We start from the raw sequence: 22722 nt of genomic DNA on the forward strand, positions 1-22722 counted from the left end.
CGTGGCTTTTCTTCGAAACTTCTTCTCAAGATGGCTGTCTGTTGCCGATTGGCGGCGAATGTGCCGTATTGCGTAGCGCTACGGTTTCGCGTTGCTTGTCTTGGTGGATCCTCCCGGCCGGCTTGCCGGTTTGTTCATGAGGACGTGCCCGGAGCCTAAATGGTTCATGCCTGGAAGGGAACGTGATGTGCGCTTCACTCGTACGAGGGATCGAACGTGTATACGAGGCTGGACTAGTGTGAGGGTTCTCGGTGGGTGGCGTTACAACCGCTCTACCAGGCCTCGGTACCCTCTCAGCGGCGACCGAAGCCGAGCCCGTTACCCACTGGGCCCCAAATGAAATTCAGCGAGGAGCGAACCGCGTGACCGCCGATACGTCCGTGCCGTCCACTGCGCTGCTGACCGGAGCAGACCGAGACGGTTCCAACTACACCGCGCGGCACCTGCTCGTACTTGAGGGGCTCGAAGCGGTTCGCAAGCGCCCCGGGATGTACATCGGGTCCACCGACAGCCGCGGCCTCATGCACTGCCTCTGGGAGATCATCGACAACTCCGTCGACGAGGCCCTGGGTGGTTACTGCGATCACATCGAGGTCATCCTCCACGACGACAACTCCGTGGAGGTCCGGGACAACGGGCGCGGCATCCCCGTCGATGTCGAGCCCAAGACGGGCCTGTCCGGTATCGAAGTCGTGATGACCAAGCTGCACGCCGGCGGAAAGTTCGGCGGCGGCTCGTACGCCGCGTCGGGCGGCCTGCACGGCGTGGGCGCCTCCGTGGTCAACGCGCTCTCCGCCCGGCTCGACGTCGAGGTCGACCGCAACAGCGCGACCCACTCGATCAGCTTCCGGCGCGGAGTCCCCGGGATGTTCACCGAGCAGGGGCCGGACAGCCCGTTCGACCCGGCCAACGGCCTGCTCAAGGGCAAGCGGGTGCCGAAGGCGCGCACCGGCACCAGGGTGCGGTACTGGGCGGACCGGCAGATCTTCCTCAAGGACGCCAAGCTCAACCTGGAGACGCTCCACCAGCGCGCGCGGCAGACGGCCTTCCTCGTCCCCGGCCTGACGATCGTCGTCCGCGACGAACGCGGTCTCGACGGCGAGGGCAAGACCGAGGAGACCTTCCGCTTCGACGGCGGGATCAGCGAATTCTGCGAGTACCTCGCGCAGGACAAGGCGGTCTGCGACGTCCTGCGCCTGACCGGGCAGGGGACGTTCAAGGAGACCGTGCCGGTCCTGGACGAGCGCGGACACATGACGGCGACCGAGGTCACCCGTGAACTCGTCGTCGACATCGCCCTGCGCTGGGGCACCGGATACGACACCAACCTCAAGTCCTTCGTCAACATCATCGCCACCCCCAAGGGCGGCACGCATGTGACCGGATTCGAACGTTCCGTGACCAAGACGGTCAACGAGGCGCTGCGCTCCGCCAAGCTGCTCCGCGTCGCCGAGGACGACATCGTCAAGGACGACGCGCTGGAAGGCCTCACCGCGGTCGTCACCGTACGGCTGGCGGAGCCGCAGTTCGAGGGCCAGACCAAGGAGGTGCTCGGCACCTCCGCCGCCAACCGGATCGTCGCCAACGTCGTGGCCAAGGAACTCAAGGCGTTCCTCACCTCGACGAAGCGCGATGCCAAGGCCCAGGCCAGGGCGGTCCTGGACAAGGCGGTGGCAGCCGCGCGCACCCGCATCGCGGCCCGCCAGCACAAGGACGCACAGCGCCGCAAGACAGCGCTGGAGTCGTCCTCGCTGCCGGCGAAGCTCGCCGACTGCCGCAGTGACGACGTGGACCGCAGCGAGCTCTTCATCGTCGAGGGCGACTCCGCGCTCGGTACGGCCAAGCTCGCGCGGAACAGCGAGTTCCAGGCGCTGCTGCCGATCCGGGGCAAGATCCTCAATGTTCAGAAGGCGTCCGTCTCGGACATGCTGAAGAACGCCGAGTGCGGTGCGATCATCCAGGTCATAGGAGCCGGATCGGGGCGGACCTTCGACATCGACGCCGCTCGCTACGGGAAGATCGTCCTGCTGGTGGACGCCGATGTCGACGGCGCGCACATCCGCATCCTGCTGCTGACGCTGTTCCAGCGCTACATGCGGCCCATGGTCGAGGCAGGCCGGGTCTTCGCCGCCGTACCCCCGCTGCACCGGATCGAGCTCGTCCAGCCCAAGAAGGGCCAGGACAAGTACATCTACACCTACTCCGACGGCGAGCTGCGTCAGCGGCTGCTGGAGCTCCAGCAGAAGAACGTCCGGTACAAGGACTCGATCCAGCGCTACAAGGGTCTGGGCGAGATGGACGCCGACCAGCTGGCGGAGACCACGATGGCCCCCCGGCACCGCACGCTGCGGCGGATCAACATCGGCGACCTGGAATCGTCCGAGCAGGTCTTCGATCTGCTGATGGGCAACGAGGTGGCGCCGCGCAAGGAGTTCATCACCAGCTCGGCCGCCACCCTGGACCGCTCGCGCATCGACGTCTGAGCGACGCCGTCTCCACCCGCGGGTGGAGACGGCGACTCCACCCATGATCAACCCCTGAGCCGATCTCACGGCCCGGCCGTTTCCGTAGCGTCGAAGGCGTTCAGTCTTCCCGCATCTCGGAGGCAGCCATGTCCGGGCTCGTCAACGCCCTGGTGATCGTCGCCGTCATCACTGTCGTCGTGGTCCGCCAGTGCTCTGCACGGCGGATCTCCGACGACAAGCGCTGGTGGATCCTGCCGGGCATCCTCCTGGTCATATCGCTGCGCGAGCCCGGGTTGGTGGATCCGCGTCACGAAGTGCTGTCCGTGGTGGTCCTGGGCGCGGAGCTGGCGGTGGCGCTGGTGACCGGCGCGGGCTGGGGCTGGACCTCCCGGCTGTGGCGCGAGGCGGACGGCTCGCTGTGGAGCAAGGGCACCAAGGCCACCGTCCTCGTCTGGACAGGGGGACTGGCGTTGCGGACCGCCCTCTACGGGGCTGCCGCGTTGACGGGCATACACCAGGGCAGTGCCGCGCTGCTGTCGGCTCTCGCGGTGACGCTGGCGGTGCGCAGCGGTGTGCTGATGTGGCGGGCCAGGCAGATGCGTCCGGCGTACGGTGGCTGTGGCGACGGGATGCCGTCGCAGTCGGCGTGGAAGGACCGCGTGTGACCCGCACGATCTGGACGAGCTGGCCGTCCAGGGAAGCACTCTTGGCAGCCAGCCGCACCCGCCCGCGGGCGGTGATCACCTGGTCCGTCCGGCTGGGTCTGCTCACCGCCATGCTCTGGGGCACATTCACCGGCGGACGGTTCGGGCCCTGGGAGATCGCGCTCGGACTGGTGGGCGTGCTGGGCTGTGCGGTCGCCGCCTGGGCGTTCTTCCGGACCAGCCTTGACCACCGGCTGTGGCCGTCACTGGGACTTCTCGCGCTGCTGATGGTGGCGGCGCTCGGGGCGCAGCAGGCCGGTGCGAGTGTGCCCGCCGTGGTCCTCTGGTGCGGCTGCGCGGTCGTCGCGCTGGAAAGGCTGCCGCTCGTGGCGGGCCTCCCGGCCACGGCTGTCGCGCTCGGTGCGTACGTCGCCGTCAACACCGACAACTGGCTGAGCACGGCCATGACCACAGCGGGCCTCTCCCTGGCGGGTTACGTGATCAGGCTGGATGCGGAGGCCCGTGGCAGTGCCCAGAGACTGCTCGCGCAGGAGCGGGCGGCCCGCGTGGCGGAGGCGAGGACGGCCGTGCTGGACGAGCGGGCAAGGATCGCCAGGGAGATCCACGATGTGCTTGCCCACAGCCTCTCGGCGCAGCTGGTGCATCTGGAGGCGGCGCGGCTGCTGATCGAGCGGGAGCCCGCGGGGGAGTTCCGGGACCGGGTGCTGGAGCGGGTGGTGGCGGCGCGCTCCATGGCGCGTGAGGGGCTTGCGGAGACTCGCCAGGCTCTATCGGCGCTCCGGGGGGAGGTGTCCCCGGTGGAGGACTTCCTGCGGCAACTGGTGGCCGCGGAGCCTGCCGAGGTCAGTGTGACGGGTGAGCAGCGGAGGCTCACCGCGGAGGCCTCGCAGACCGTCCGGCGGGTGGCGCAGGAGGCCCTGACGAATGTGCGCAAGCACGCGCCGGGGGCCAGGGTCCTCGTACGGCTGGAGTATCTGCCGGACGAAATCGCCCTGGAGGTCAGGGACTCGGGTGGACACAGCCTTGAGGGCGAACTCGCCACCAGCGGCTCCGGATACGGTCTGCTGGGGATGAGGGAGCGGGCCGAGCTGATGGGCGGGACGCTGGAGGCCGGTCCCGGAGAGGAGGGTTTCGTGGTGAGTCTGCGGGTGCCCGCGTGAACGCGCGGGTCGTGGTCGCCGATGACCAGTCGGTGGTGCGCGAAGGAATCGTGATGCTGTTGGGGCTGCTGCCCGGAATCGAGGTGGTCGGATCGGCGAAGGACGGTGAAGAGGCCGTCGCGCTGGTGGCGGAGCTGGCTCCCGACGTGGTTCTGATGGATCTGCGGATGCCCCGCTGCGACGGGGCGGAGGCGACACGGCGGATCCGCAAGGAGTATCCGGGAACGCAGGTGGTGGTGCTCACGACCTTCGCGGATGACGACTCACTCTTCCCCGCCCTGCAGGCGGGGGCCCGGGGCTATCTCACCAAGGACGCCGGGGGCGACGAGATCGTGCGGGCCATCCAGGCCGTGCTGTCGGGCGAGGCCGGACTCTCGCCTTCCGTGCAGCGCCGTCTGCTGGAGCGCGTCACCGCACAGCCCCTGCCGTCGGGCCCGGCGGCCGAGCCACAGCTTCCCGACGGCCTGACGCCACGTGAGCTGGAAGTGCTGGTCCTGATCGCGGAGGGGCTGTCGAACCTGGAGATCGCCCGCAAGCTGCATATTTCGCAGGCCACCGTGAAGAGCCACATCAACAACCTCTTCGCGAAGGCTGGAGTGCGCGACCGGGCACAAGCCGTTCGCTATGCGTACGTTCGGGGCCTCGCACAGCCGCCCGGATCAACCTTCACCTGAAGAGGTGAAGACCGGCGAATGAAGTGCCCTGGATCTTCCCGATCTGCCCATTCTTGGGTACGCGGCCGAAGTGGTCCGTGGACAAGGGGAGTTGTTCGGTGGAGAAGGAAGCAGGGCGTGAGGCCGCAGCGATGCGGCTCGACGACCCGTGGTACGACGCGCTGGCCTCCGGATGGGGCGAGCTGGACGGCACGGGGAGCTTCGCTCCCGCCGGACCCCCTGGACCCCCCGGGCCCGCGGACCCGCAGCGCGGCCACAGCGCGGCCGACATCTATCTGGAGGTGCAGCGCAGCGAGGCCTTCCAGGAGGTGCGCCGCCGGTACCGGCGGTTCGTCATCCCCGCCACTCTCGCCTTCCTCGTCTGGTACCTCGCCTATGTCGTCACTGCGATCACCGCACCCGGGCTGATGGCCCGTCCGGTGGCCGGAGCGGTCAATGTCGCGATGGTTGCGGGGCTCGGCCAGTTCCTCACGACATTCCTTCTGACCGGGGCGTACGCACGCCACGCACGGCTGCGCAGGGACCGCGCCGCGCTCGATCTGCGCTGGGAGACACAGGAGATGACGCGGGGGATCGGGCAGTGAACGGGAACCACCAGACCCTGGCGCTCGTGCTGTTCAGCGCCTTCATCGCAGTGACGCTCGCCATCACCACCTGGGTGAGCCGTAACAGACACGGCTCCGCCGAGGAGTTCTATGCGGGCGGCCGGCTGTTCTCCCCCATGGAAAACGGTTTCGCCATCGCCGGCGACTACATGTCGGCCGCGTCGTTCCTCGGCATCTCCGGCCTGATCGCCCTCTTCGGCTACGACGGCATGCTCTACTCGGTCGGGTTCCTCGTCGCCTGGCTCGTCGTCCTGCTGCTGGTCGCCGAACTGGTCCGCAACTGCGGCCGGTTCACACTCGCGGACGTGGTGGCGGCGCGGATGGCACAGCGCCCGGTCCGGATCGCGGCCGGCACCTCGTCCGTCACCGTCTCCGTGCTCTATCTGGTCGCACAGATGGTGGGCGCGGGCAGCCTGGTCGCGCTCCTTCTCGGCGGTACGAGCGGCGCCGCCCGCTCCTGGACCGTCATCGGTGTCGGGGCGCTCATGGTGATCTACGTATCGCTCGGCGGAATGCGCGCCACCACGTGGATCCAGATCGTCAAGGCCGTCCTGCTGATGGCGGGAGCGGTCGTGCTCACAGTGCTCGTCCTGGTCCACTTCCACGGCAACTTCAATGCCCTGCTCAACTCCGCCGCCGAACGGAGCGGGCACGGAAGCCGGTTCCTCGCGCCCGGTCTCCGGTACGGCGGAACCTGGACGTCGCGCGTCGACTTCATCAGTCTGGGCCTGGCCCTGGTACTCGGTACGGCGGGTCTGCCGCACATCCTGTCGCGGTTCTACACCGTGCCCACCGCCCGCGCCGCCCGCCGTTCGGTCGTCTGGTCCATCGGGCTCATCGGCAGCTTCTACCTGATGACGATCGCGCTCGGATTCGGAGCGGCGGCACTGGTCGGCTCGGCCGAAGTGAGGGCGTCGAATCCCGCGGGGAACACAGCGGTTCCGCTGCTGGCCCTGGAGCTGGGCGGCGGTGAAGGATCCACCGGGGGGACGATCCTGTTCGCCGTGGTCGCCGCCGTCGCCTTCGCGACCATCCTCGCCGTCGTCGCCGGGATCACCCTCGCCTCTTCCGCCTCCGTGGCCCATGACCTCTACGCCTCGCTCAGGCGCCCGGGCTCCAAGCAGTACAGCGAGGTCACCGTGGCCCGGGTCGCCGCGGCCGGGATCGGGGTGGCCGCCATCGGGCTCGGCCTGGTCGCCCAGGATCTGAATGTGGCGTTCCTGGTGGGGCTCGCCTTCGCCGTCGCCGCATCGGCCAACCTCCCGGTGCTGCTGTACTCCCTGTTCTGGAAGAACTTCACCACCCGCGGAGCGGTCTGGTCCGTCTACGGCGGGCTGATCCCCGCCGTGCTGCTCGTGCTGCTCTCCCCGGTCGTCTCCGGCAGCCCCACCTCGCTCTTCCCCGGCGCCGACTTCCAGCTCTTCCCCCTGGAGAATCCCGGCCTGGTCTCCATCCCGCTGGGCTTCCTGGCCGGCTGGGTCGGAACGGTCACCTCCACCGAGCCGCCCGACGCCGCCAAGCACGCGGAGACCGAGGTTCGTGCGCTGACCGGGGCCGGGGCCGTGTAGCGGCGCGTCGGCACCGTACGGACCTACGCGCCGGACCGCTCAGGCCTGCCCGCCGGTGGACCAGGTGTAGCGGTGTTCCGGGCGGCCCGTCTCGCCGTACCGCAGCGTCAGCCGCACCCTGCCGGTCCTCTCCAGCAGCTTCAGATAGCGCTGGGCGGTCTGCCGGCTCATCCCGGCGCTCTCCGCGATCTCCTGCGCGGAGAGCGGCCCTTCGGCGCCTCGAAGCGCCTGCCTGACCAGCTCCGCCGTCGTCGGTGAGTGGCCCTTGGGCAGGTCGGATTCGCCCGCTGCCCACAGCGCGCCGAAGAGCCGGTCCACCTCGCCCTGTTCGGCCTCGCCGCCGCGTTCAAGGGTGTGGCGCAGCGTGGCGTACGCCTCCAGCTTGGTCCGCAGCCCCGCGTAGGTGAACGGCTTCACCAGGTACTGCAGCGCGCCGTGACGCATGGCCTCCTGGACGGTGGCGACGTCGCGCGCCGCCGTCACCATGATCACGTCGGTGTGGTGACCGAGCCTGCGCAGTTCACGCACCATCGTCAGACCGTTGCGGTCGGGCATGTAGTGGTCCAGCAGGACCAGATCCACGCGCTGTTCCTCGATCGTGGCGAGGGCTTCGGCAGCGGAGTGCGCCTGGGCGGCCACGCGGAATCCCGGCACCCGTGAGACGTAGGCCGCATTGACCTTCGCGACGCGGATGTCGTCGTCCACGACCAGGACCTCGATCACTGAGCTTCTCCCACTGTGCCGGTCTTCGGTTCAGTCATGTCCGCGTCCGTCACGTCCGCGTCGGCAAGGGCCTCCGGCAGTACGACGGTGAACTCGGCGCCACCGCCCACCGCATTCCCGACAGTGACGCTGCCACCCTGCCGTTCCGCCAGCCGCCGCACCAGTGCGAGGCCCAGGCCGCGCTTGCCGTGCGCCGGGAGCTCCTTCGTCGACCAGCCCTCCGTGAAGATCGATTCACGTTGCCCCGGTGGAACTCCGGGGCCGCTGTCTCGGACCCGCAGCACCACCGTACGGCCTTCGGCGCGCAGGCCCACCTCGGTCAGGGCGCCCTCCGCCCCGGCCGCCGCGTCCAGCGCGTTGTCCACGAGATTGCCGACGACGGTGACCAGCCCGCGAGGATCCACCAGCCGGTCCGGGAGCAGGGATCCGGGGGCCATGCGCAGTGCGACACCGCGCTCCGCCGCGACCGTGGCCTTGCCGACCAGGAGCGCGGCCAGCAGCGGGTCGTGCACCTTCTCGGTGACCTGCTCGGCCGTCGCCCGGTGGACGCCGACCACCTCGGTGACGTACTCCATCGCGTCCTCGTGCATGTCCAGCTCCAGCAGCCCCAGGAGGGTGTGCAAACGGTTGGCGTGCTCGTGGTCCTGGGCCCGCAGTGCGTCGATCAGGCCGCGGGTGGAGTCGAGCTCGCGGCCGAGGTGTTCCAGTTCGGTGCGGTCGCGGAGAGTGGCGACGGCGCCGCCGTCGTCGGTCGGCATCCGGTTGGCGAGCAGGACCCGGGAGCCCCGCACCGTCAGCAGATCGTCACCGACCACACGCCCGGCCAGCACATCGGCCGTCCGCCCCTTGCCGAGCACGGCCTCCAGCGGGCGGCCCGCGGCATCGGGGCCGAGCCCGAGCAGCCGTTGTGCCTCGTCGTTCAGGAGCCGGATACGGCCGCTCCGGTCCAGTGCCACGACCCCTTCCCGGATGCCGTGCAGCATCGCCTCGCGCTCCGTCAGCAGCGCGGAGATATCGGAGAAGGCGAGGTCATGGGTCCGCCGCTGGAGGCGTCGGGAGATCAGATAGGCGGCCAGCGCCCCGACGGCGAGCGCGCCGCCCGCGTAGGCGAACAGTCCGGGAATCGTCGCGAGGAGCCGGGCGCGGACACTGTCGTACGCGATTCCGACGGAGACCGCGCCCACGATGTGGTCCGTCTCGTCGCGCAGCGGTACCTTCCCGCGGGCCGAGCGGCCGAGCGTGCCGCTGTCGATCTCCATGACGTCCCGGCCGGACAGCGCGTCGCTCGGGTCGGTGGAGACGACCTTGCCGATCTGGTCGCTGTCGGTGTGCGACCAGCGCACCCCGCGCCGGTCCATGACGACGACGTACTCGGCGCCGGTGGCGCGTCTGATCCGCTCGGCCGCGGTCTGTACGGGCCCGGTGGGCGCCGGTGGCGTGGCGAGCAACGACTCGGTGATCTGCGGCTGGGCCGCCGTGCTCTGGGCGATGGCGAGCGCACGGCGCATCGCCTGATCGTCGAGTTGGGCGCTGAGGGGTGCCAGGAACAGGCCGGTGGCGAGTACCGTGACGCCGGCGGCGATGGCCAACTGCATCAGCAGGACCTGAGAGAAGACCCGCTGCGGCCATCCGAGCCGGCGTGCTCTTCTGGCGGTGGGCGGTGGGGCGCTCATCGTATGAACGGTAGAGGGCATTCCGGTGCTTTCCGAAATTCTCCTCGTTTCCACATCCACGCAATCCACTTGCACTTCTTGCGCTAATCTTGCGTGCATGACTCGACGACTTGCTCAGGTGGCGCAGAAGGTGGGAGTCAGCGAGGCCACGGTCAGCCGGGTGCTCAACGGCAAGCCGGGCGTCTCCGACATCACCCGGAAGGCCGTTCTCTCCGCGCTCGACGTCCTCGGATACGAGCGCCCGACCCAGCTGCGCGGCGAGCGGGCCCGGCTGGTCGGGCTGGTCCTGCCCGAGCTGCAGAACCCGATCTTCCCCGCCTTCGCCGAGGTCGTCGGCGGCGCGCTCGCCCAGCAGGGCCTCACCCCGGTGCTGTGCACCCAGACCAAGGGCGGCGTCTCCGAGTCCGACTATGTCGAGCTGCTCCTTCAGCAGCAGGTGTCGGGCGTGGTCTTCGCCGGCGGGCTCTACCACCAGGCCGACGCCCCGCACGATCACTACAAGGTGCTCGCCGACCGCAGGATCCCGGTCGTCCTGATCAATGCGGCCATCGACCACCTCGGCTTCCCCGGGGTCTCCTGCGACGACTCCGTCGCCGTGGAACAGGCCTGGCGCCATCTCGTCTCGCTCGGCCACGAGCGCATCGGCCTGGTGCTCGGCCCCTCCGACCACGTCCCCTCGCAGCGCAAGCTGGCCGCCGCCCGCGCGATGGCCAAGGATTCGGGCACCACCGTGCCGGACGAGTGGGTGGCCCGGGCGATGTTCTCGCTGGAGGGTGGGCAGGCCGCCGCCATGCGGCTGCTCGACCAGGGCATCACGGGCATCATCTGCGCCAGCGACCCGCTCGCCCTCGGAGCCGTGCGCGCCGCGCGCCGCCGCGGTCTCGCGGTCCCCGCCGATGTCTCCGTCGTCGGTTACGACGATTCGGCCTTCATGAACTGCACCGAGCCTCCGCTGACCACGGTCCGCCAGCCGATCGAAGCCATGGGGCGAGCCGCTGTCGAGCTGCTCTCCGTGCAGATAGGAGGGCATGCCGTACCGTCCGACGAACTGCTCTTCGAACCGGAACTGGTGGTGCGGGGCTCCACAGCCCAGCCGCCGCGCACCGCCTCCCGCTGACCGTCGCGATTTTGCGTTGTACGGACTGTCTATTGCGGTGACTCACTCGTGGCAGTGGGCAGCGGCTGAGGGGGGCGGGGGCCTCCGTACAGGCCACTGGGGCGCATACGCAGCGGCCGTTCCCCGTATTCCTCCAGTGCATGTGCGATCCAGCCCGCCGTTCGCGACACCGCGAACACCGTCTCGCCCGCATCGGCGGCCATGCCCGAGGAGACCGAGAGCACGGCGAGCGCCAGATCGACATTGGCGTGCAGGGGCGCATGGCGGGCGGTCGTGGTGACCACGTCGCGAGCCGCGGCGAGCGCCTCAGCCGCCTGCGGGACGTCCGAGAGCAGGGCGAACAGCGCCCGCGCCCGCGGGTCCTGCGCGGTGTAGAGGCGGTGACCGAGCCCCGGCACCCGGCGTCCGGTACGGAGATGGTCCGCGACCACCGGGACCGCGCTGCCCCGCTCCAGCACCTCGGTCAGCATCCGGTGTGCCAGACCGCTCGCCGCCCCGTGCAGCGGACCCTCCAGGACTCCGAGGCCCGCGGAGACCACCGCGTACGGATGGGCGCGGGCGGATGCGGCGACCCGGGCGGCCAGTGTCGACGCCGCGAGATCGTGGTCGATCAGCAGGGCCAGAGCGGTGTCCAGCGCGGCGACCGACGGCTCGTCGGCCGCCCGGGCGCTGAGCTTCGGCCATAGCCGCCGTGCCAGCCCGGCCCCGTTCCCGTTCGTCATTTGTGCGGATTCGTTACGCGTCGACGGTGTACCCGGGGCCAGGGGCAGCGCTTCGACCAGGGTCGGAATCAGGCTCCGCGCACTGGCGAGCACCGCCTCGCGCGAGAGGTCGAAGCGGAGCGGATCGGCGGTCGCCGCCGCGATCACGGCCACCCGCAGACGGTCCGTCGAGCCGCTGTGCGCGGGCAGCGCGCCGACCGCCCGGCGCGCCGCGGCCAGTGTCTCGACAGGCGCGGCGAAGCGGATGCCGGGCCTCAGATCGCCGGTCCAGAGCCATTCGGCGACCTCCTCGTAGCCGTACCGCATGGCCAGTTCGGTCGCTTCGACGCCGCGGAAGTAGTAGCGGTCGCTCTCGATCAGCGTGATGCCGGTACGGAAGACCAGATCGCCGGTGGCCGGGGAGGGCTCCCGGCGGCCCGTACGCCGGGCCAGCGCGTCGACCTCCACGGCGTCGAACGTGCTGCCGCGTCCGCCGGGGGCGCGCCTGCTGCTCAGCTGGCCCCGGCTGACGTAGGCGTACACCGTCTCGGGCTTCACGCCGAGCCGCTCGGCCGTCTCCCGGGTGCTGAGCCGCTGCGGGGCCGTCGTGCCGGGGCCGTCACCGGGAGCTGCTTGATCCTTCATGTCGCCAACCGTATCCATATTGATTCAATCAACGTTGACAGGATTGAAGTCAATCATAGATGGTCGCATCAATGTTGATGAGACCCGTCGGAACGCTCACACGGGACGCTCACAGAGGGAAGAGATGCCGACCATGACCAGCAGGACCCCGCTCGACGTACCCCGAGGACTCGCGGGCGTCGTCGTCACCGACACGGCCCTCGGCGATGTCCGCGGACGCGAGGGCTTCTACCACTACCGGCAGTACTCGGCGATCGAACTCGCACGGACCCGCAGCTTCGAGGACGTCTGGTACCTGATGTCCGAGGGCACGCTCCCCGATGCGACAGCCCGTGCCGAATTCACCGCCCGCACCGCTCCCCTGCGCCGGCTGCCCGCGGACGTACGCGAGGCCCTGCCCGCCATAGCCCGGGCGGGAGCCGTATCCGGACCCCTGGCCGGTCTGCGCACCGCCCTTTCGCTCCTCGGCGCCTCGGCCGGCTTCCGGCCGGTGTACGACATCGACGCCGAACGGCGCCGCAGCGACGCCCTGGCCGCCTGCGCCGCCGTCCCCACCGTGCTCACGGCCCTGCACCGGCTCGGTCAGGGCCTCGAACCGGTCGAGCCGCGCGACGATCTGCCGTACGCGGCCAACTACCTCTACATGCTCACCGGTTCCCTGCCGGACGCCGCACGGGTCAGGGCCGTGGAGCAGTATCTGATCTCCACCATCGACCACGGCTTCAACGCCTCGACCTTCACCGGCCGCGTCGTCGCCTCCACCGGCGCCGATGTCGCGGCCTGTCTCGTGGCGTGCGTCGGCGCGCTCTCGGGGCCCCTGCACGGCGGAGCGCCCAGCCGCGCCCTCGACACCCTGGACGCCATCGGCACCCCCGACCGCATCGACGGCTGGATCCGCGAACGGGTGCTCGCGGGCGAGCGGATCATGGGCTTCGGACACCCCGTCTACCGCACCGAGGACCCCCGCTCACGCATGCTGCGGGGCATCGCCCAGGGCTTCGGCGGCCCGCTCGTCGACTTCGCCGTCGAGGTCGAGCGGCAGGTCGAGGCGATCCTCGCCGAGCTCAAGCCGGGCCGTGAGCTGCACACCAACGTGGAGTTCTACGCCGGGGTCGTCATGGAGCTGTGCGGGCTGCCGCGCGAGATGTTCACGCCGACGTTCTGCGCGGCACGGGTGGTCGGCTGGAGCGCCAATATCCTGGAGCAGGCGGAGGACACCAAGATCATCCGCCCGGCGGCCCGTTACGTCGGTACGCCACCGCCGCAGCCGGTCCCGGCGCCCTGACGTCCCCGAGGAAGGTCCCCGTTGAACCCGTCGTCCCCGCCCCGCAAGCAGCAGATCCCGGTCATCGTCCTTGCGGGGTTCCTGGGATCCGGCAAGACGACACTCCTCAACCACCTTCTCCGTAACCGTGCCGGAAACCGCATCGGTGTGATCGTCAACGACTTCGGCTCCATCGAGATCGACGCCATGACGGTCTCCGGGCAGGTCGGCTCGACGGTCTCGCTGGGCAACGGATGTCTGTGCTGCGCGGTCGACGCGAGCGAGCTCGACACCTTCCTGGAGACGCTGACCCGGCCCGCCGCCCGCCTCGACGTGATCGTCATCGAGGCCAGCGGACTCGCGGAGCCGCAGGAGCTGGTGCGCATGCTCCTGGCCAGCGACAATCCGCACATCGTGTACGGGGGACTGGTGGAGGTCGTCGATGCCGCCGAGTTCGACGCGACCCGCCGACGCCATCCGGAGATCGACCGCCATCTCGCCGTCGCCGATCTCGTCGTACTGAACAAGACCGACCGGGTCGGGAGCGAGGAGCAGGCCCGTATCCGGGACATCATCGCCGCGGCGGGTGCCCCGGCCGACGGCGACGGCGGCAGCGCGGCCGCCATCGTCAGCGCCACGTACGGACGCATCGCCCCCGAGCTGCTCTTCGACCCGGCTCTGCGGCCGGACGGTGAGGAGAAGGCGCGCCAGCTCACCTTCGAGGACCTGCTTCATGCGGAGCACGGGGAAGAGGCCGACGCCGGGCACGATCACCATCTGCACGCCGCGTACGAGAGCGTCTCCTTCACCGCGGACGTGCCCATGAACCCCCGCCGATTGATGGAGTTTCTCGACTCCAGGCCGCAGGGGCTCTACCGGATCAAGGGGTTCGTCGACTTCGGCGTGGGCGACCGCGGCAACAAATACGTCCTGCACGCGGTCGGCAGGTTCCTGCGGTTCGACCCGCGGCCCTGGGCGCGTGGCGAACCGCGCCTCACCCAGCTGGTGCTGATCGGCGCGGGCATCGACCAGGAGGTCCTGCACAAGGGGCTGGCCGACTGCCGCGAGAACGCCGCGCCGACGCCGGACATGACGCAGGACGCCGCACATGAGCGAAGCATGTGGGGCGTCCTGCGGTACGTACAACGGCCCGACGGCGAGTAGCGGCAGGCCGCCCGGCGCCGCCCGTCCGACTACACCGGTCCCGCGACCACCGCGACCGGCTTGACCAGCGGCGTCCCCGAACCGTCACGCCGCGGGTCCGGCTCCGGCAGCTCGGTCGGCGTGCCGTTCTTCTGCGCGGCCCGGGCGGGCGTCGCACCCGCCCAGCCGAACACCAGAACGTCCTCGCCCTTGAGGAACCGCTGGCAGCGCACCCCACCGGTGGCCCGGCCCTTGCGCGGATACTGGTCGAACGGGGTGAGCTTGCACGTCAGCTCCGAGTCGTCCAGCGTGCCGTGCGAACCCGCCACCGTGAACACGACCGCGTCCGCCGCCGGATCCACCGCGGTGAACGCGATCACCACGGCGTCCGCCGTCAGCTTGATCCCCGCCATGCCTCCCGCGGGCCGCCCCTGCGGCCGCACCTGCGCCGCCGGGTAGCGCAGCAGCTGGGCGTCGGACGTGATGAAGACCAGGTCCTCCTCGCCCGTACGCAGTTCGGCCGCGCCGACGATCCGGTCACCCTCCTTGAGGGTGATGACCTCCAACTCGTCCTTGTTGGCGGGGTAGTCCGGCACCACCCGCTTGACGACCCCCTGCAGGGTGCCGATCGCCAGGCCGGGAGAGGCCTCGTCGAGCGTGGTCAGGCAGATGACCTCCTCGTCGCCCGCCAGCGTGAGGAACTCCGAAACCATCGCCCCGCCCGAGAGACTGGGTGCGGCGTGGGTGTCCGGCAGCTGGGGCAGATCGATCACCGCGATCCGCAGCAGCCGCCCCGCGGACGTCACCACGCCCACATCGCCACGGGCCGTCGCCGGAACGGCCGACACGATCACATCGTGCTTGGTGCGCTTGGCGTCCTCGGCGAAGACGATCGGATCGTCATTGGCGGTACGGGCCAGCAGGCCGGTCGAGGACAGCAGCACCCGGCAGGGGTCGTCCGCGACCTCCAGGGGCACCGAGGCGACCTGCGATCCGGCCGACTCCAGCAGAACCGTACGCCGGTCGGTGCCGAACTTCTTGGCGACCGCGGCCAGTTCGGAGGAGACGAGCTTGCGAAGCTCGGTGTCCGATTCGAGGATGGCGGTCAGCGCATCGATCTCGGTGTTGAGCCGGTCCCGCTCGCTCTCCAGCTCGATCCGGTCGAAGCGGGTAAGCCGGCGCAGCGGGGTGTCCAGGATGTACTGCGTCTGGATCTCGCTCAGCGAGAAGCGCTCGATGAGCCGCTCCTTCGCCTGGGCGGAGTTGTCGCTGGACCGGATGAGCCGGATGACCTCGTCGATGTCGACCAGCGCGACGAGCAGGCCCTCGACCAGGTGCAGCCGGTCGCGGCGCTTGCGGCGGCGGAATTCGCTGCGCCGGCGCACCACGTCGAAGCGGTGGTCGAGATAGACCTCCAGGAGCTCCTTGAGGCCCAGGGTGAGCGGCTGTCCGTCGACCAGCGCCACATTGTTGATGCCGAAGGACTCCTCCATCGGCGTCAGCTTGTAGAGCTGCTCCAGCACGGCCTCCGGCACGAAGCCGTTCTTCACCTCGATGACCAGGCGCAGGCCGTGCTCGCGGTCGGTCAGGTCCTTGACGTCGGCGATGCCCTGGAGCTTCTTCGCCGAGACCAGGTCCTTGATCTTGGAGATCACCTTCTCCGGTCCGACGGCGAAGGGCAGTTCCGTGACGACCAGACCCTTGCGGCGCGCCGTCACGTCCTCCACGGACACGGTCGCACGGATCTTGAACGTGCCGCGGCCGCCGGTGTACGCGTCCTTGATGCCGCCCAGGCCCACGATCCGGCCACCGGTGGGCAGGTCGGGACCCGGGACGAACCGCATCAGGGTCTCCAGGTCCGCGCCCGGATGCCTGATCAGATGGCGGGCGGCGGCGATGACCTCGCCCAGGTTGTGCGGCGGCATATTGGTCGCCATGCCGACCGCGATCCCGGACGACCCGTTGACCAGGAGGTTCGGGTACGCGGCCGGGAGGACGGAGGGCTCCTGCTCCTGGCCGTCGTAATTCGACTGGAATTCGACGGTGTCCTCGTCGATCGACTCCGTCATCAGTGACGTCGCGTCGGCCATCCGGCACTCGGTGTACCGCATGGCGGCCGGCGGGTCGTCGTTTCCGAGCGAGCCGAAGTTGCCGTGGCCGTCGACCAGGGGAAGCCGCATGGAGAACGGCTGCGCCAGACGGACCAGCGCGTCGTAGATCGACGCGTCGCCGTGCGGGTGCAACTTGCCCATGACCTCGCCGACGACGCGGGCGCACTTCACAAAGCCGCGGTCGGGGCGCAGGCCCATCTCGTTCATCTGGTACACGATGCGGCGGTGCACCGGCTTCATGCCGTCACGGGCGTCCGGCAGGGCCCGTGAGTAGATCACCGAGTACGCGTACTCGAGGAAGGAGCCCTGCATTTCGTCGACGACGTCGATGTCGAGGATCTTCTCCTCGAAGTCGTCCGGCGGCGGGGTCTTCGTGCTGCGGCGGGCCATCGCTGCTGCGACTCCTTCACGGATTCTGTTCGGGCAACCTCAGGTTCTGACGCGGACCATTGTGGACCGCCGCACTGACATCGCCGACCTCGACCCGTCCCAAGAGCCGTTCTGGCCCCCTGCCGAGATGGTTTCACGACCCGTTCCGCGGGGGATGCGCCCCTCTTTCACGCGAACTTCCGCGGTATGGGAACTTCGCCAGGTGTCCACGCGCTTGCTTACAGTGGCAGGTCTCGCAGGAAATCCAGTATCGCGATCGAAGGGACGTACATGCCCATGGGTCACACGGCCACAGCCCAGGCCGGCTCCGGCGGCTTGACAGCGACCGAGCACCGTCTGGCCAACGGCCTGCGCGTGGTGCTCTCCGAGGACCATCTGACCCCGGTCGCCGCGGTCTGCCTCTGGTACGACGTCGGTTCGCGCCACGAGGTCGAGGGGCGCACCGGCCTGGCTCACCTCTTCGAGCACCTGATGTTCCAGGGCTCCGGCCAGGTCAAGGGGAACGGACATTTCGAACTGGTGCAGGGAGCGGGCGGTTCACTCAACGGGACCACCAGCTTCGAGCGCACCAACTACTTCGAGACCATGCCCACGCACCAGCTGGAGCTGGCCCTCTGGCTGGAGGCCGACCGGATGGGTTCGCTGCTCGCCGCGCTCGACGACGAGTCCATGGAGAACCAGCGCGACGTCGTCAAGAACGAGCGCCGCCAGCGCTACGACAACGTCCCCTACGGCACGGCGTTCGAGAAGCTGACGGCACTGGCCTACCCCGAGGGCCACCCGTACCACCACACGCCGATCGGCTCGATGGCGGACCTGGACGCCGCGACCCTTGAGGACGCGCGCACCTTCTTCCGTACGTACTACGCGCCGAACAACGCGGTGCTCTCGGTCGTCGGCGACATCGACCCGGAGCAGACGCTCGCCTGGATCGAGAAGTACTTCGGCTCCATTCCGTCCCACGACGGCAAGCGCCCGCCGCGCGACGGCACGCTCCCCGAGACCATCGGGGAGCAGCTGCGCGAGGAGGTCCACGAGGAGGTCCCGGCGCGGGCGCTGATGGCCGCCTACCGGCTGCCGCACGACGGCACCCGTGAGTGTGACGCGGCAGATCTTGCGCTGACCGTGCTGGGCGGCGGCGAGTCGTCGCGGCTGCACAACCGCCTGGTCCGTCGTGACCGTACGGCCGTGGCGGCCGGGTTCGGGCTGCTGCGGCTGGCCGGTGCGCCCTCGCTCGGCTGGCTGGACGTCAAGACGTCCGGCGGTGTCGAGGTGCCGCAGATCGAGGCCGCGGTCGACGAGGAGCTCGCCCGGTTCGCCGCCGAGGGCCCCACGGCCGAGGAAATGGAGCGTGCGCAGGCCCAGTTGGAGCGCGAGTGGCTGGACCGGCTCGGTACGGTCGCGGGCCGCGCCGACGAACTGTGCCGGTTCACCGTGCTGTTCGGCGACCCTCAGCTCGCCCTGACCGCCGTACAGCGGGTGCTCGACGTCACGGCGGAAGAGGTCCAGGCGGTAGCCAAGGCCCAGCTGCGCCCCGACAACCGGGCTGTGCTGGTCTACGAGCCGGTCGAATCGGCCGAGCCCGCGGACACAGCGGCCGCCGATGAGACCGACGCCGACGACACCGACGCGCACGAAGGAGCGGACAAGTGACCGACGCCTCCGCGACTGGAGTTTCGATGCAGTACCACCCGCAGCCGGCCCCCGGCGTGGCCCGCCCCTGGGCCTTCCCCGCGCCGGAGCGAGGCGCCCTGCCCAACGGCCTCACGGTGCTGCGCTGCCATCGCCCCGGCCAGCAGGTCGTGGCGGTCGAGATCTTCCTCGACGCCCCGCTGGACGCCGAGCCCGAGGGCCTGGACGGCGTGGCCACGATCATGTCGCGGGCGCTGTCCGAGGGCACCGACAAGCACACCGCCGAGGAGTTCGCCGCCGAGCTGGAGCGCTGCGGCGCCACGCTCGACGCGCACGCCGACCACCCCGGCGTCCGGGTCTCCCTGGAGGTCCCGGCCTCCCGGCTGGCGAAGGCGCTCGCGCTGGTCGCCGAGGCGCTGCGGGCGCCCGCCTTCGCCGACAGCGAGGTAGAACGGCTGGTACGCAACCGGCTCGACGAGATCCCCCACGAGCAGGCCAACCCGGCCCGGCGCGCCGCCAAGCAGCTCTCCAAGGAGCTCTTCCCGGCCACGGCGCGGATGTCGCGCCCGCGCCAGGGCAGCGAGGAGACGGTGGAGCGGATCGACTCGGCAGCCGTGCGCGCCTTCTTCGACGCCTATGTCCGGCCGTCCACGGCGACCGCCGTGGTCGTCGGAGACCTCACCGGCATCGACCTGGACGCCCTGCTCGCGGACACCCTCGGGGACTGGTCGGGAGACACCGCCGAGCCCCGCCCCGCCCCGCCGATCACCGCCGACGACACCGGCCGAGTGGTGATCGTCGACCGCCCCGGCGCGGTGCAGACGCAGCTGCTGATCGGCCGGATCGGCGCCGACCGGCACGACAGCGTGTGGCCGGCCCAGGTGCTGGGCACGTACTGCCTGGGCGGCACGCTCACCTCCCGGCTGGACCGTGTGCTGCGCGAGGAGAAGGGCTACACCTACGGCGTACGGGCCTTCGCCCAGGTGCTGCGGTCCTCGGCCCCGGATTCCGCCTCGGGGGCGACCGGTGCCGCGATGCTCGCCATCAGCGGATCGGTGGACACGGAGTCCACCGGACCGGCGCTGGAGGACCTGTGGACGGTCCTGCGGACCCTGGCGGCCGAGGGGCTGACCGATGAGGAACGCGAGACGGCCGTACAGAACCTCGTGGGTGTCGCGCCGCTGAAGTTCGAGACGGCGGCCTCGGTGGCCGGCACCCTCGCCGACCAGGTCGAGCAGCACCTCCCGGACGACTACCAGGCTCAGCTGTACGCCCGGCTCGCGGAGACCGGCACGGTCGAGGCGACCGCTGCGGTGGTCAACGCCTTCCCGGGCGACCGGCTGGTCACGGTCCTCGTCGGTGACGCGGCGCGGATCGAGGAGCCCGTCCGGGCCCTGGGCATCGGAGAGGTGTCGGTGGTCACCGGCTGACGGACGTACCCGTCGCGGGTGCCGGGTGCCGGGTGCCGGGTGCCGGGTGCCGGGTGCCGGGTGCCGGGTGCCGGGCGGCGCAGGCCGTACAGGCCCGTGCCGGCTGATCCCTCGGCCCACCATATGCCTGCATATCGGGACAAGAGGAAGACCCTTGTGAGCTGGATCTCACCAGGGCCTTCCTCTTTGTCCTTTATGTGGGGAATATTGCCCGCTTGCCCTGTGGGATGCGCTACAAAGCGGCCTGTCCGTTTGGTGAATGAAAGTGACCCCGCCTAGCGTCGGCTGGGCTGCCTGTCACTCGTATGCCGCATCCGCGACGTACCGGGCAGCCATCGCCGAGTCCCCGTCAGGCGCGAGCCTGGGGAGCCGGGGACCCACGCAGTCCCTGGGGTGAATCGGATGCCTGAGCCTCACCGAGGCCGGGGCGTCCGTAGGAGACCTTCCTGCTCCGAACCCGTCAGCTAACCCGGTAGGCGAGAAGGAAGGAAAGGATCAGCCCCCTCATGGCGTTCACCCGTGCCACCGGGAAGCATCGTGCCCCGAACCGACTGACGCGCAGGAGCGCGAAGATCGTCGGCGTCGCGGCCCTGGCCACCACCGGCGTCATCGGCGGTGTGGCCTCTCCGGCCCTCGCCGCGGACACCTCCGTCAGCGAGACCGGTCTGAACGAGATCATCGCCATCGAGGGCGCCCTCGCGGACCGGATCGACGCCCAGGCCGCCGTGCAGCAGCGCCAGGCCGATGTCGCCGCGAAGGCGAAGGCGCAGGCCCAGCTGAAGGTCGAGGCCGCGAAGAAGGCCGAAGTCAAGAAGAAGGCGGCGGCGAAGGCCAAGGCCGACGCGAAGCGCGCAGCCGAGGCGCGCGCCGAGAAGACCCGTGCCGCCCGGTCCGCCGAGCGCACCCGCCTGGGCCTGTTCCAGCTCCCGGTCGCCGGTTCGTACGTCACCACCGGCTACAAGTCCAGCGGCTCGCTCTGGTCCTCCGGCAGCCACTCGGGCATCGACTTCCACGCCGCGTCCGGCAGCTCCGTCGTCGCTGTCGGCGCCGGTACCGTCGTCGAGGCCGGCTGGGGCGGCGCGTACGGCAACAACATCGTGCTCCGGATGACGGACGGCACGTACACGCAGTACGGCCACCTCTCCTCGATCGGCGTCTCCGTCGGCCAGAGCGTCGACGCGGGCCGGCAGATAGGCCTCTCCGGCTCGACCGGCAACTCCACCGGACCGCACCTCCACTTCGAGGCCCGGACCACTCCCTCGTACGGCTCCGACATGGACCCCGTCGCGTACCTGCGCGCCCACGGCGTCAACGTCTGACCGACGCTCCGCCCGCAGCACCCCTTCGAAGGCCCCGGCGGCATGCCGGGGCCTTCGCCGTGCCCGGCCTCCGCGCCCGCCGCAGCACCTGCTCGCCGAACCGTCCCGTGGCCAAAAGATATTCATGGATTTCGACCCGGCATCGGAAATGCGGCCGCATTGCAATAGAGTCGCAGAACAGGCGTCGGTCGGCCGCGTTTCGCGGGGATTAAGGCGGAGGTTCGGACATGCGCATTCCGGCGCATTCGGTATGCACGGCTATCCGTGACGACATCGTCTCCGGTGTCTTCGAACGCGGCAGCCGGCTCACCGAGGAGTTGCTGGCGCGCCGCTACGGGGTCTCCCGTGTCCCGGTACGGGAAGCGCTGCGCACCCTGGAGTCCGAGGGTTTCGTGGTCACCCGCAGACACGCGGGCGCCTGCGTCGCCGAGCCCACCGAGCAGGAGGCCGCCGACCTCCTGGAGGTCCGGATGCTGCTGGAGCCGCTGGGCGCCGCCCGCGCCGCGCAGCGCCGCACCGAGGCGCACCTCAAGGTGCTGCGAGGTCTGGTCAGGCTCGGCCAGGAGCGGGCCCGGCGGGGTGAGGGGGAGGATCTGCGCTCGTTGGGCGGCTGGTTCCACGAGACCTTGGCGCAGGCCTCCGGCAGCCCCAGCCTGATCGCGCTGCTCACTCAGCTCAGGCACAAGATCGCCTGGATGTACACGGTCGATCAGCCGGCCCGCCCGGTGGATTCCTGGGCGGAGCACGGAGCCATCGTGGACGCGGTGGCGCGGGGCGACGCGGAACGGGCCAGGGCGCTGGCCACTCAGCACGCCGAACGGGCCGCGTCCGCGCACCGGCTGCGCCGCACCGACCGGCCGGGCCACCGGCCCGCCGCCCCCGCCGCCGACCGGGTGAGAACTTCGCAACATTCCGTAAACACCACGGGCGTCCGGCATTAACAATTACGCCGTATACAAAGAGTCGTAATTCGGGGAGGGCTTTCTTCGGGCTGCCCGAATTCGCTCCGCTGATCGCAGGCCGAAAATGCGAAAAAGCCGCAGCTCCGAATTAAGGGTGCTGCGGCTCTCTCGCAGAAACTGGTTCAGACGGTCTCCGGAAGCTCGTCGAGCCCTTCGGCGACGAGCTTCGCCAGACGGTCCAGAGCGGCTTCGGCGTCATCGGCCTCGGACGCGAGCACGATCTCCTCGCCGCCGTGCGCGCCCAGACCGAGCACCGCGAGCATGGAGGCGGCGTTCACCGGGTTGCCCTCGGCCTTGGAGATCGTCACGGGGACGCCGGAGGCCGTGGCGGCACGGACGAAGATGGAAGCGGGGCGGGCGTGCAGGCCCTCGGCCCAACCGACATTGACGCGGCGCTCAGCCATGGTTCTGCCCTTCACGGATCAATGGTTGTCTAGACCAGTCTCTCATGTGGTGCGCGATGCTCCGGCCGACC

The 22722-nt window shown here is 69.9% G+C and carries 18 protein-coding genes and 1 riboswitch; of the genes, 13 read left to right on the forward strand and 5 right to left on the reverse strand.

Annotation, left to right across the window (positions count from 1 at the left end):
* The first annotated feature begins 362 nt into the window (after positions 1 to 362).
* The 6 genes from OG507_RS30135 to OG507_RS30160 all read left to right on the forward strand — a co-directional run bounded on the left by OG507_RS30135 (position 363) and on the right by OG507_RS30160 (position 7137).
* On the forward strand, positions 363 to 2483 hold the full coding sequence (locus OG507_RS30135; RefSeq protein ID WP_327370271.1) for a DNA gyrase/topoisomerase IV subunit B: 2121 nt from the start codon (positions 363 to 365) through the stop codon (positions 2481 to 2483).
* A 128-nt stretch (positions 2484 to 2611) separates the two neighbouring features.
* Positions 2612 to 3130: a DUF1453 domain-containing protein gene (locus OG507_RS30140; protein WP_327370272.1), complete on the forward strand. Its 519-nt coding sequence runs from the start codon at positions 2612 to 2614 to the stop codon at positions 3128 to 3130.
* The gene (locus OG507_RS30145) at positions 3127 to 4290 is read left to right on the forward strand and encodes a sensor histidine kinase (RefSeq protein ID WP_327370273.1); all 1164 of its coding nucleotides are present in this window, start codon (positions 3127 to 3129) and stop codon (positions 4288 to 4290) included. Before OG507_RS30140 ends, OG507_RS30145 begins: the two co-directional genes overlap by 4 nt.
* On the forward strand, positions 4287 to 4964 hold the full coding sequence (locus tag OG507_RS30150) for a response regulator transcription factor (RefSeq protein ID WP_327370274.1): 678 nt from the start codon (positions 4287 to 4289) through the stop codon (positions 4962 to 4964). The genes OG507_RS30145 and OG507_RS30150 overlap by 4 nt, the downstream gene beginning before the upstream one ends.
* A gap of 131 nt (positions 4965 to 5095) precedes the next feature.
* The gene (locus tag OG507_RS30155; RefSeq protein ID WP_327372153.1) at positions 5096 to 5548 is read left to right on the forward strand and encodes a DUF485 domain-containing protein; all 453 of its coding nucleotides are present in this window, start codon (positions 5096 to 5098) and stop codon (positions 5546 to 5548) included.
* Positions 5545 to 7137, forward strand: a complete 1593-nt coding sequence (locus OG507_RS30160; RefSeq protein WP_327370275.1) for a solute symporter family protein — start codon at positions 5545 to 5547, stop codon at positions 7135 to 7137. The genes OG507_RS30155 and OG507_RS30160 overlap by 4 nt, the downstream gene beginning before the upstream one ends.
* Before the next feature lie 39 nt (positions 7138 to 7176).
* Here OG507_RS30160 and OG507_RS30165 read toward each other — a convergent pair whose 3' ends face one another.
* Complete coding sequence (locus OG507_RS30165) at positions 7177 to 7860, reverse strand: DUF7342 family protein (RefSeq protein ID WP_327370276.1); 684 nt, start codon at positions 7858 to 7860, stop codon at positions 7177 to 7179.
* On the reverse strand, positions 7857 to 9533 hold the full coding sequence (locus tag OG507_RS30170; RefSeq protein ID WP_327370277.1) for a sensor histidine kinase: 1677 nt from the start codon (positions 9531 to 9533) through the stop codon (positions 7857 to 7859). Before OG507_RS30170 ends, OG507_RS30165 begins: the two co-directional genes overlap by 4 nt.
* Positions 9534 to 9630: 97 nt before the next feature.
* Here OG507_RS30170 and OG507_RS30175 point away from each other — a divergent pair, with 97 nt between their 5' ends.
* Positions 9631 to 10650 carry a LacI family DNA-binding transcriptional regulator gene (locus OG507_RS30175; protein ID WP_327370278.1) on the forward strand — a complete coding sequence of 340 codons (1020 nt, stop codon included), beginning with the start codon at positions 9631 to 9633 and terminating at the stop codon, positions 10648 to 10650.
* 29 nt (positions 10651 to 10679) lie between these two features.
* On the opposite strand, the gene OG507_RS30180 is transcribed toward OG507_RS30175, so the two are convergent.
* Positions 10680 to 11996: a citrate synthase gene (locus OG507_RS30180; protein WP_327370279.1), complete on the reverse strand. Its 1317-nt coding sequence runs from the start codon at positions 11994 to 11996 to the stop codon at positions 10680 to 10682.
* A 124-nt stretch (positions 11997 to 12120) separates the two neighbouring features.
* On the opposite strand from OG507_RS30180, the gene OG507_RS30185 reads away from it, so the two are divergent.
* Positions 12121 to 13281: a citrate synthase/methylcitrate synthase gene (locus tag OG507_RS30185; RefSeq protein WP_442811041.1), complete on the forward strand. Its 1161-nt coding sequence runs from the start codon at positions 12121 to 12123 to the stop codon at positions 13279 to 13281.
* A gap of 21 nt (positions 13282 to 13302) precedes the next feature.
* A complete protein-coding gene (locus OG507_RS30190; RefSeq protein ID WP_327370281.1) occupies positions 13303 to 14424 on the forward strand; it encodes a CobW family GTP-binding protein in 1122 nt (373 codons plus the stop codon).
* Positions 14425 to 14453: 29 nt separating this feature from the next.
* On the opposite strand, the gene OG507_RS30195 is transcribed toward OG507_RS30190, so the two are convergent.
* Positions 14454 to 16904: a DNA gyrase/topoisomerase IV subunit A gene (locus tag OG507_RS30195; protein ID WP_327370282.1), complete on the reverse strand. Its 2451-nt coding sequence runs from the start codon at positions 16902 to 16904 to the stop codon at positions 14454 to 14456.
* Between the two features lie 270 nt (positions 16905 to 17174).
* Here OG507_RS30195 and OG507_RS30200 point away from each other — a divergent pair, with 270 nt between their 5' ends.
* The 4 genes from OG507_RS30200 to OG507_RS30215 all read left to right on the forward strand — a co-directional run bounded on the left by OG507_RS30200 (position 17175) and on the right by OG507_RS30215 (position 22226).
* Positions 17175 to 18557 (forward strand): M16 family metallopeptidase, encoded by a 1383-nt coding sequence (locus OG507_RS30200; RefSeq protein WP_327370283.1) that lies wholly within the window; start codon positions 17175 to 17177, stop codon positions 18555 to 18557.
* Between the two features lie 26 nt (positions 18558 to 18583).
* Complete coding sequence (locus OG507_RS30205; RefSeq protein ID WP_327372154.1) at positions 18584 to 19966, forward strand: M16 family metallopeptidase; 1383 nt, start codon at positions 18584 to 18586, stop codon at positions 19964 to 19966.
* 326 nt (positions 19967 to 20292) lie between these two features.
* Positions 20293 to 20459, forward strand: a riboswitch (cyclic di-AMP (ydaO/yuaA leader).
* A 13-nt stretch (positions 20460 to 20472) separates the two neighbouring features.
* Positions 20473 to 21285: a M23 family metallopeptidase gene (locus OG507_RS30210; RefSeq protein WP_327370284.1), complete on the forward strand. Its 813-nt coding sequence runs from the start codon at positions 20473 to 20475 to the stop codon at positions 21283 to 21285.
* Between the two features lie 227 nt (positions 21286 to 21512).
* Positions 21513 to 22226: a GntR family transcriptional regulator gene (locus OG507_RS30215; RefSeq protein ID WP_327370285.1), complete on the forward strand. Its 714-nt coding sequence runs from the start codon at positions 21513 to 21515 to the stop codon at positions 22224 to 22226.
* A 143-nt stretch (positions 22227 to 22369) separates the two neighbouring features.
* Here OG507_RS30215 and OG507_RS30220 read toward each other — a convergent pair whose 3' ends face one another.
* Positions 22370 to 22651, reverse strand: coding sequence for an HPr family phosphocarrier protein (locus tag OG507_RS30220; RefSeq protein WP_327370286.1), 282 nt, complete (start codon positions 22649 to 22651; stop codon positions 22370 to 22372).
* Between the last annotated feature and the right edge of the window lie 71 nt (positions 22652 to 22722).

This window comes from Streptomyces sp. NBC_01217 (assembly GCF_035994185.1).
Taxonomy (GTDB): Bacteria; Actinomycetota; Actinomycetes; order Streptomycetales; family Streptomycetaceae; genus Streptomyces.

Bases quoted from the DNA above. Each gene is read 5' to 3' on its own strand.
- OG507_RS30205 (WP_327372154.1), top strand. From the start codon at position 18,584: ATGCAGTACCACCCGCAGCCGGCCCCCGGCGTGGCCCGCCCCTGGGCC.
- OG507_RS30175 (WP_327370278.1), top strand. From the start codon at position 9,631: ATGACTCGACGACTTGCTCAGGTGGCGCAGAAGGTGGGAGTCAGCGAG.
- OG507_RS30200 (WP_327370283.1), top strand. From the start codon at position 17,175: ATGCCCATGGGTCACACGGCCACAGCCCAGGCCGGCTCCGGCGGCTTG.
- OG507_RS30195 (WP_327370282.1), bottom strand. From the start codon at position 16,904: ATGGCCCGCCGCAGCACGAAGACCCCGCCGCCGGACGACTTCGAGGAG.
- OG507_RS30180 (WP_327370279.1), bottom strand. From the start codon at position 11,996: ATGAAGGATCAAGCAGCTCCCGGTGACGGCCCCGGCACGACGGCCCCG.
- OG507_RS30170 (WP_327370277.1), bottom strand. From the start codon at position 9,533: ATGAGCGCCCCACCGCCCACCGCCAGAAGAGCACGCCGGCTCGGATGG.
- OG507_RS30185 (WP_442811041.1), top strand. From the start codon at position 12,121: ATGCCGACCATGACCAGCAGGACCCCGCTCGACGTACCCCGAGGACTC.
- OG507_RS30220 (WP_327370286.1), bottom strand. From the start codon at position 22,651: ATGGCTGAGCGCCGCGTCAATGTCGGTTGGGCCGAGGGCCTGCACGCC.
- OG507_RS30155 (WP_327372153.1), top strand. From the start codon at position 5,096: ATGCGGCTCGACGACCCGTGGTACGACGCGCTGGCCTCCGGATGGGGC.
- OG507_RS30210 (WP_327370284.1), top strand. From the start codon at position 20,473: ATGGCGTTCACCCGTGCCACCGGGAAGCATCGTGCCCCGAACCGACTG.
- OG507_RS30140 (WP_327370272.1), top strand. From the start codon at position 2,612: ATGTCCGGGCTCGTCAACGCCCTGGTGATCGTCGCCGTCATCACTGTC.
- OG507_RS30215 (WP_327370285.1), top strand. From the start codon at position 21,513: ATGCGCATTCCGGCGCATTCGGTATGCACGGCTATCCGTGACGACATC.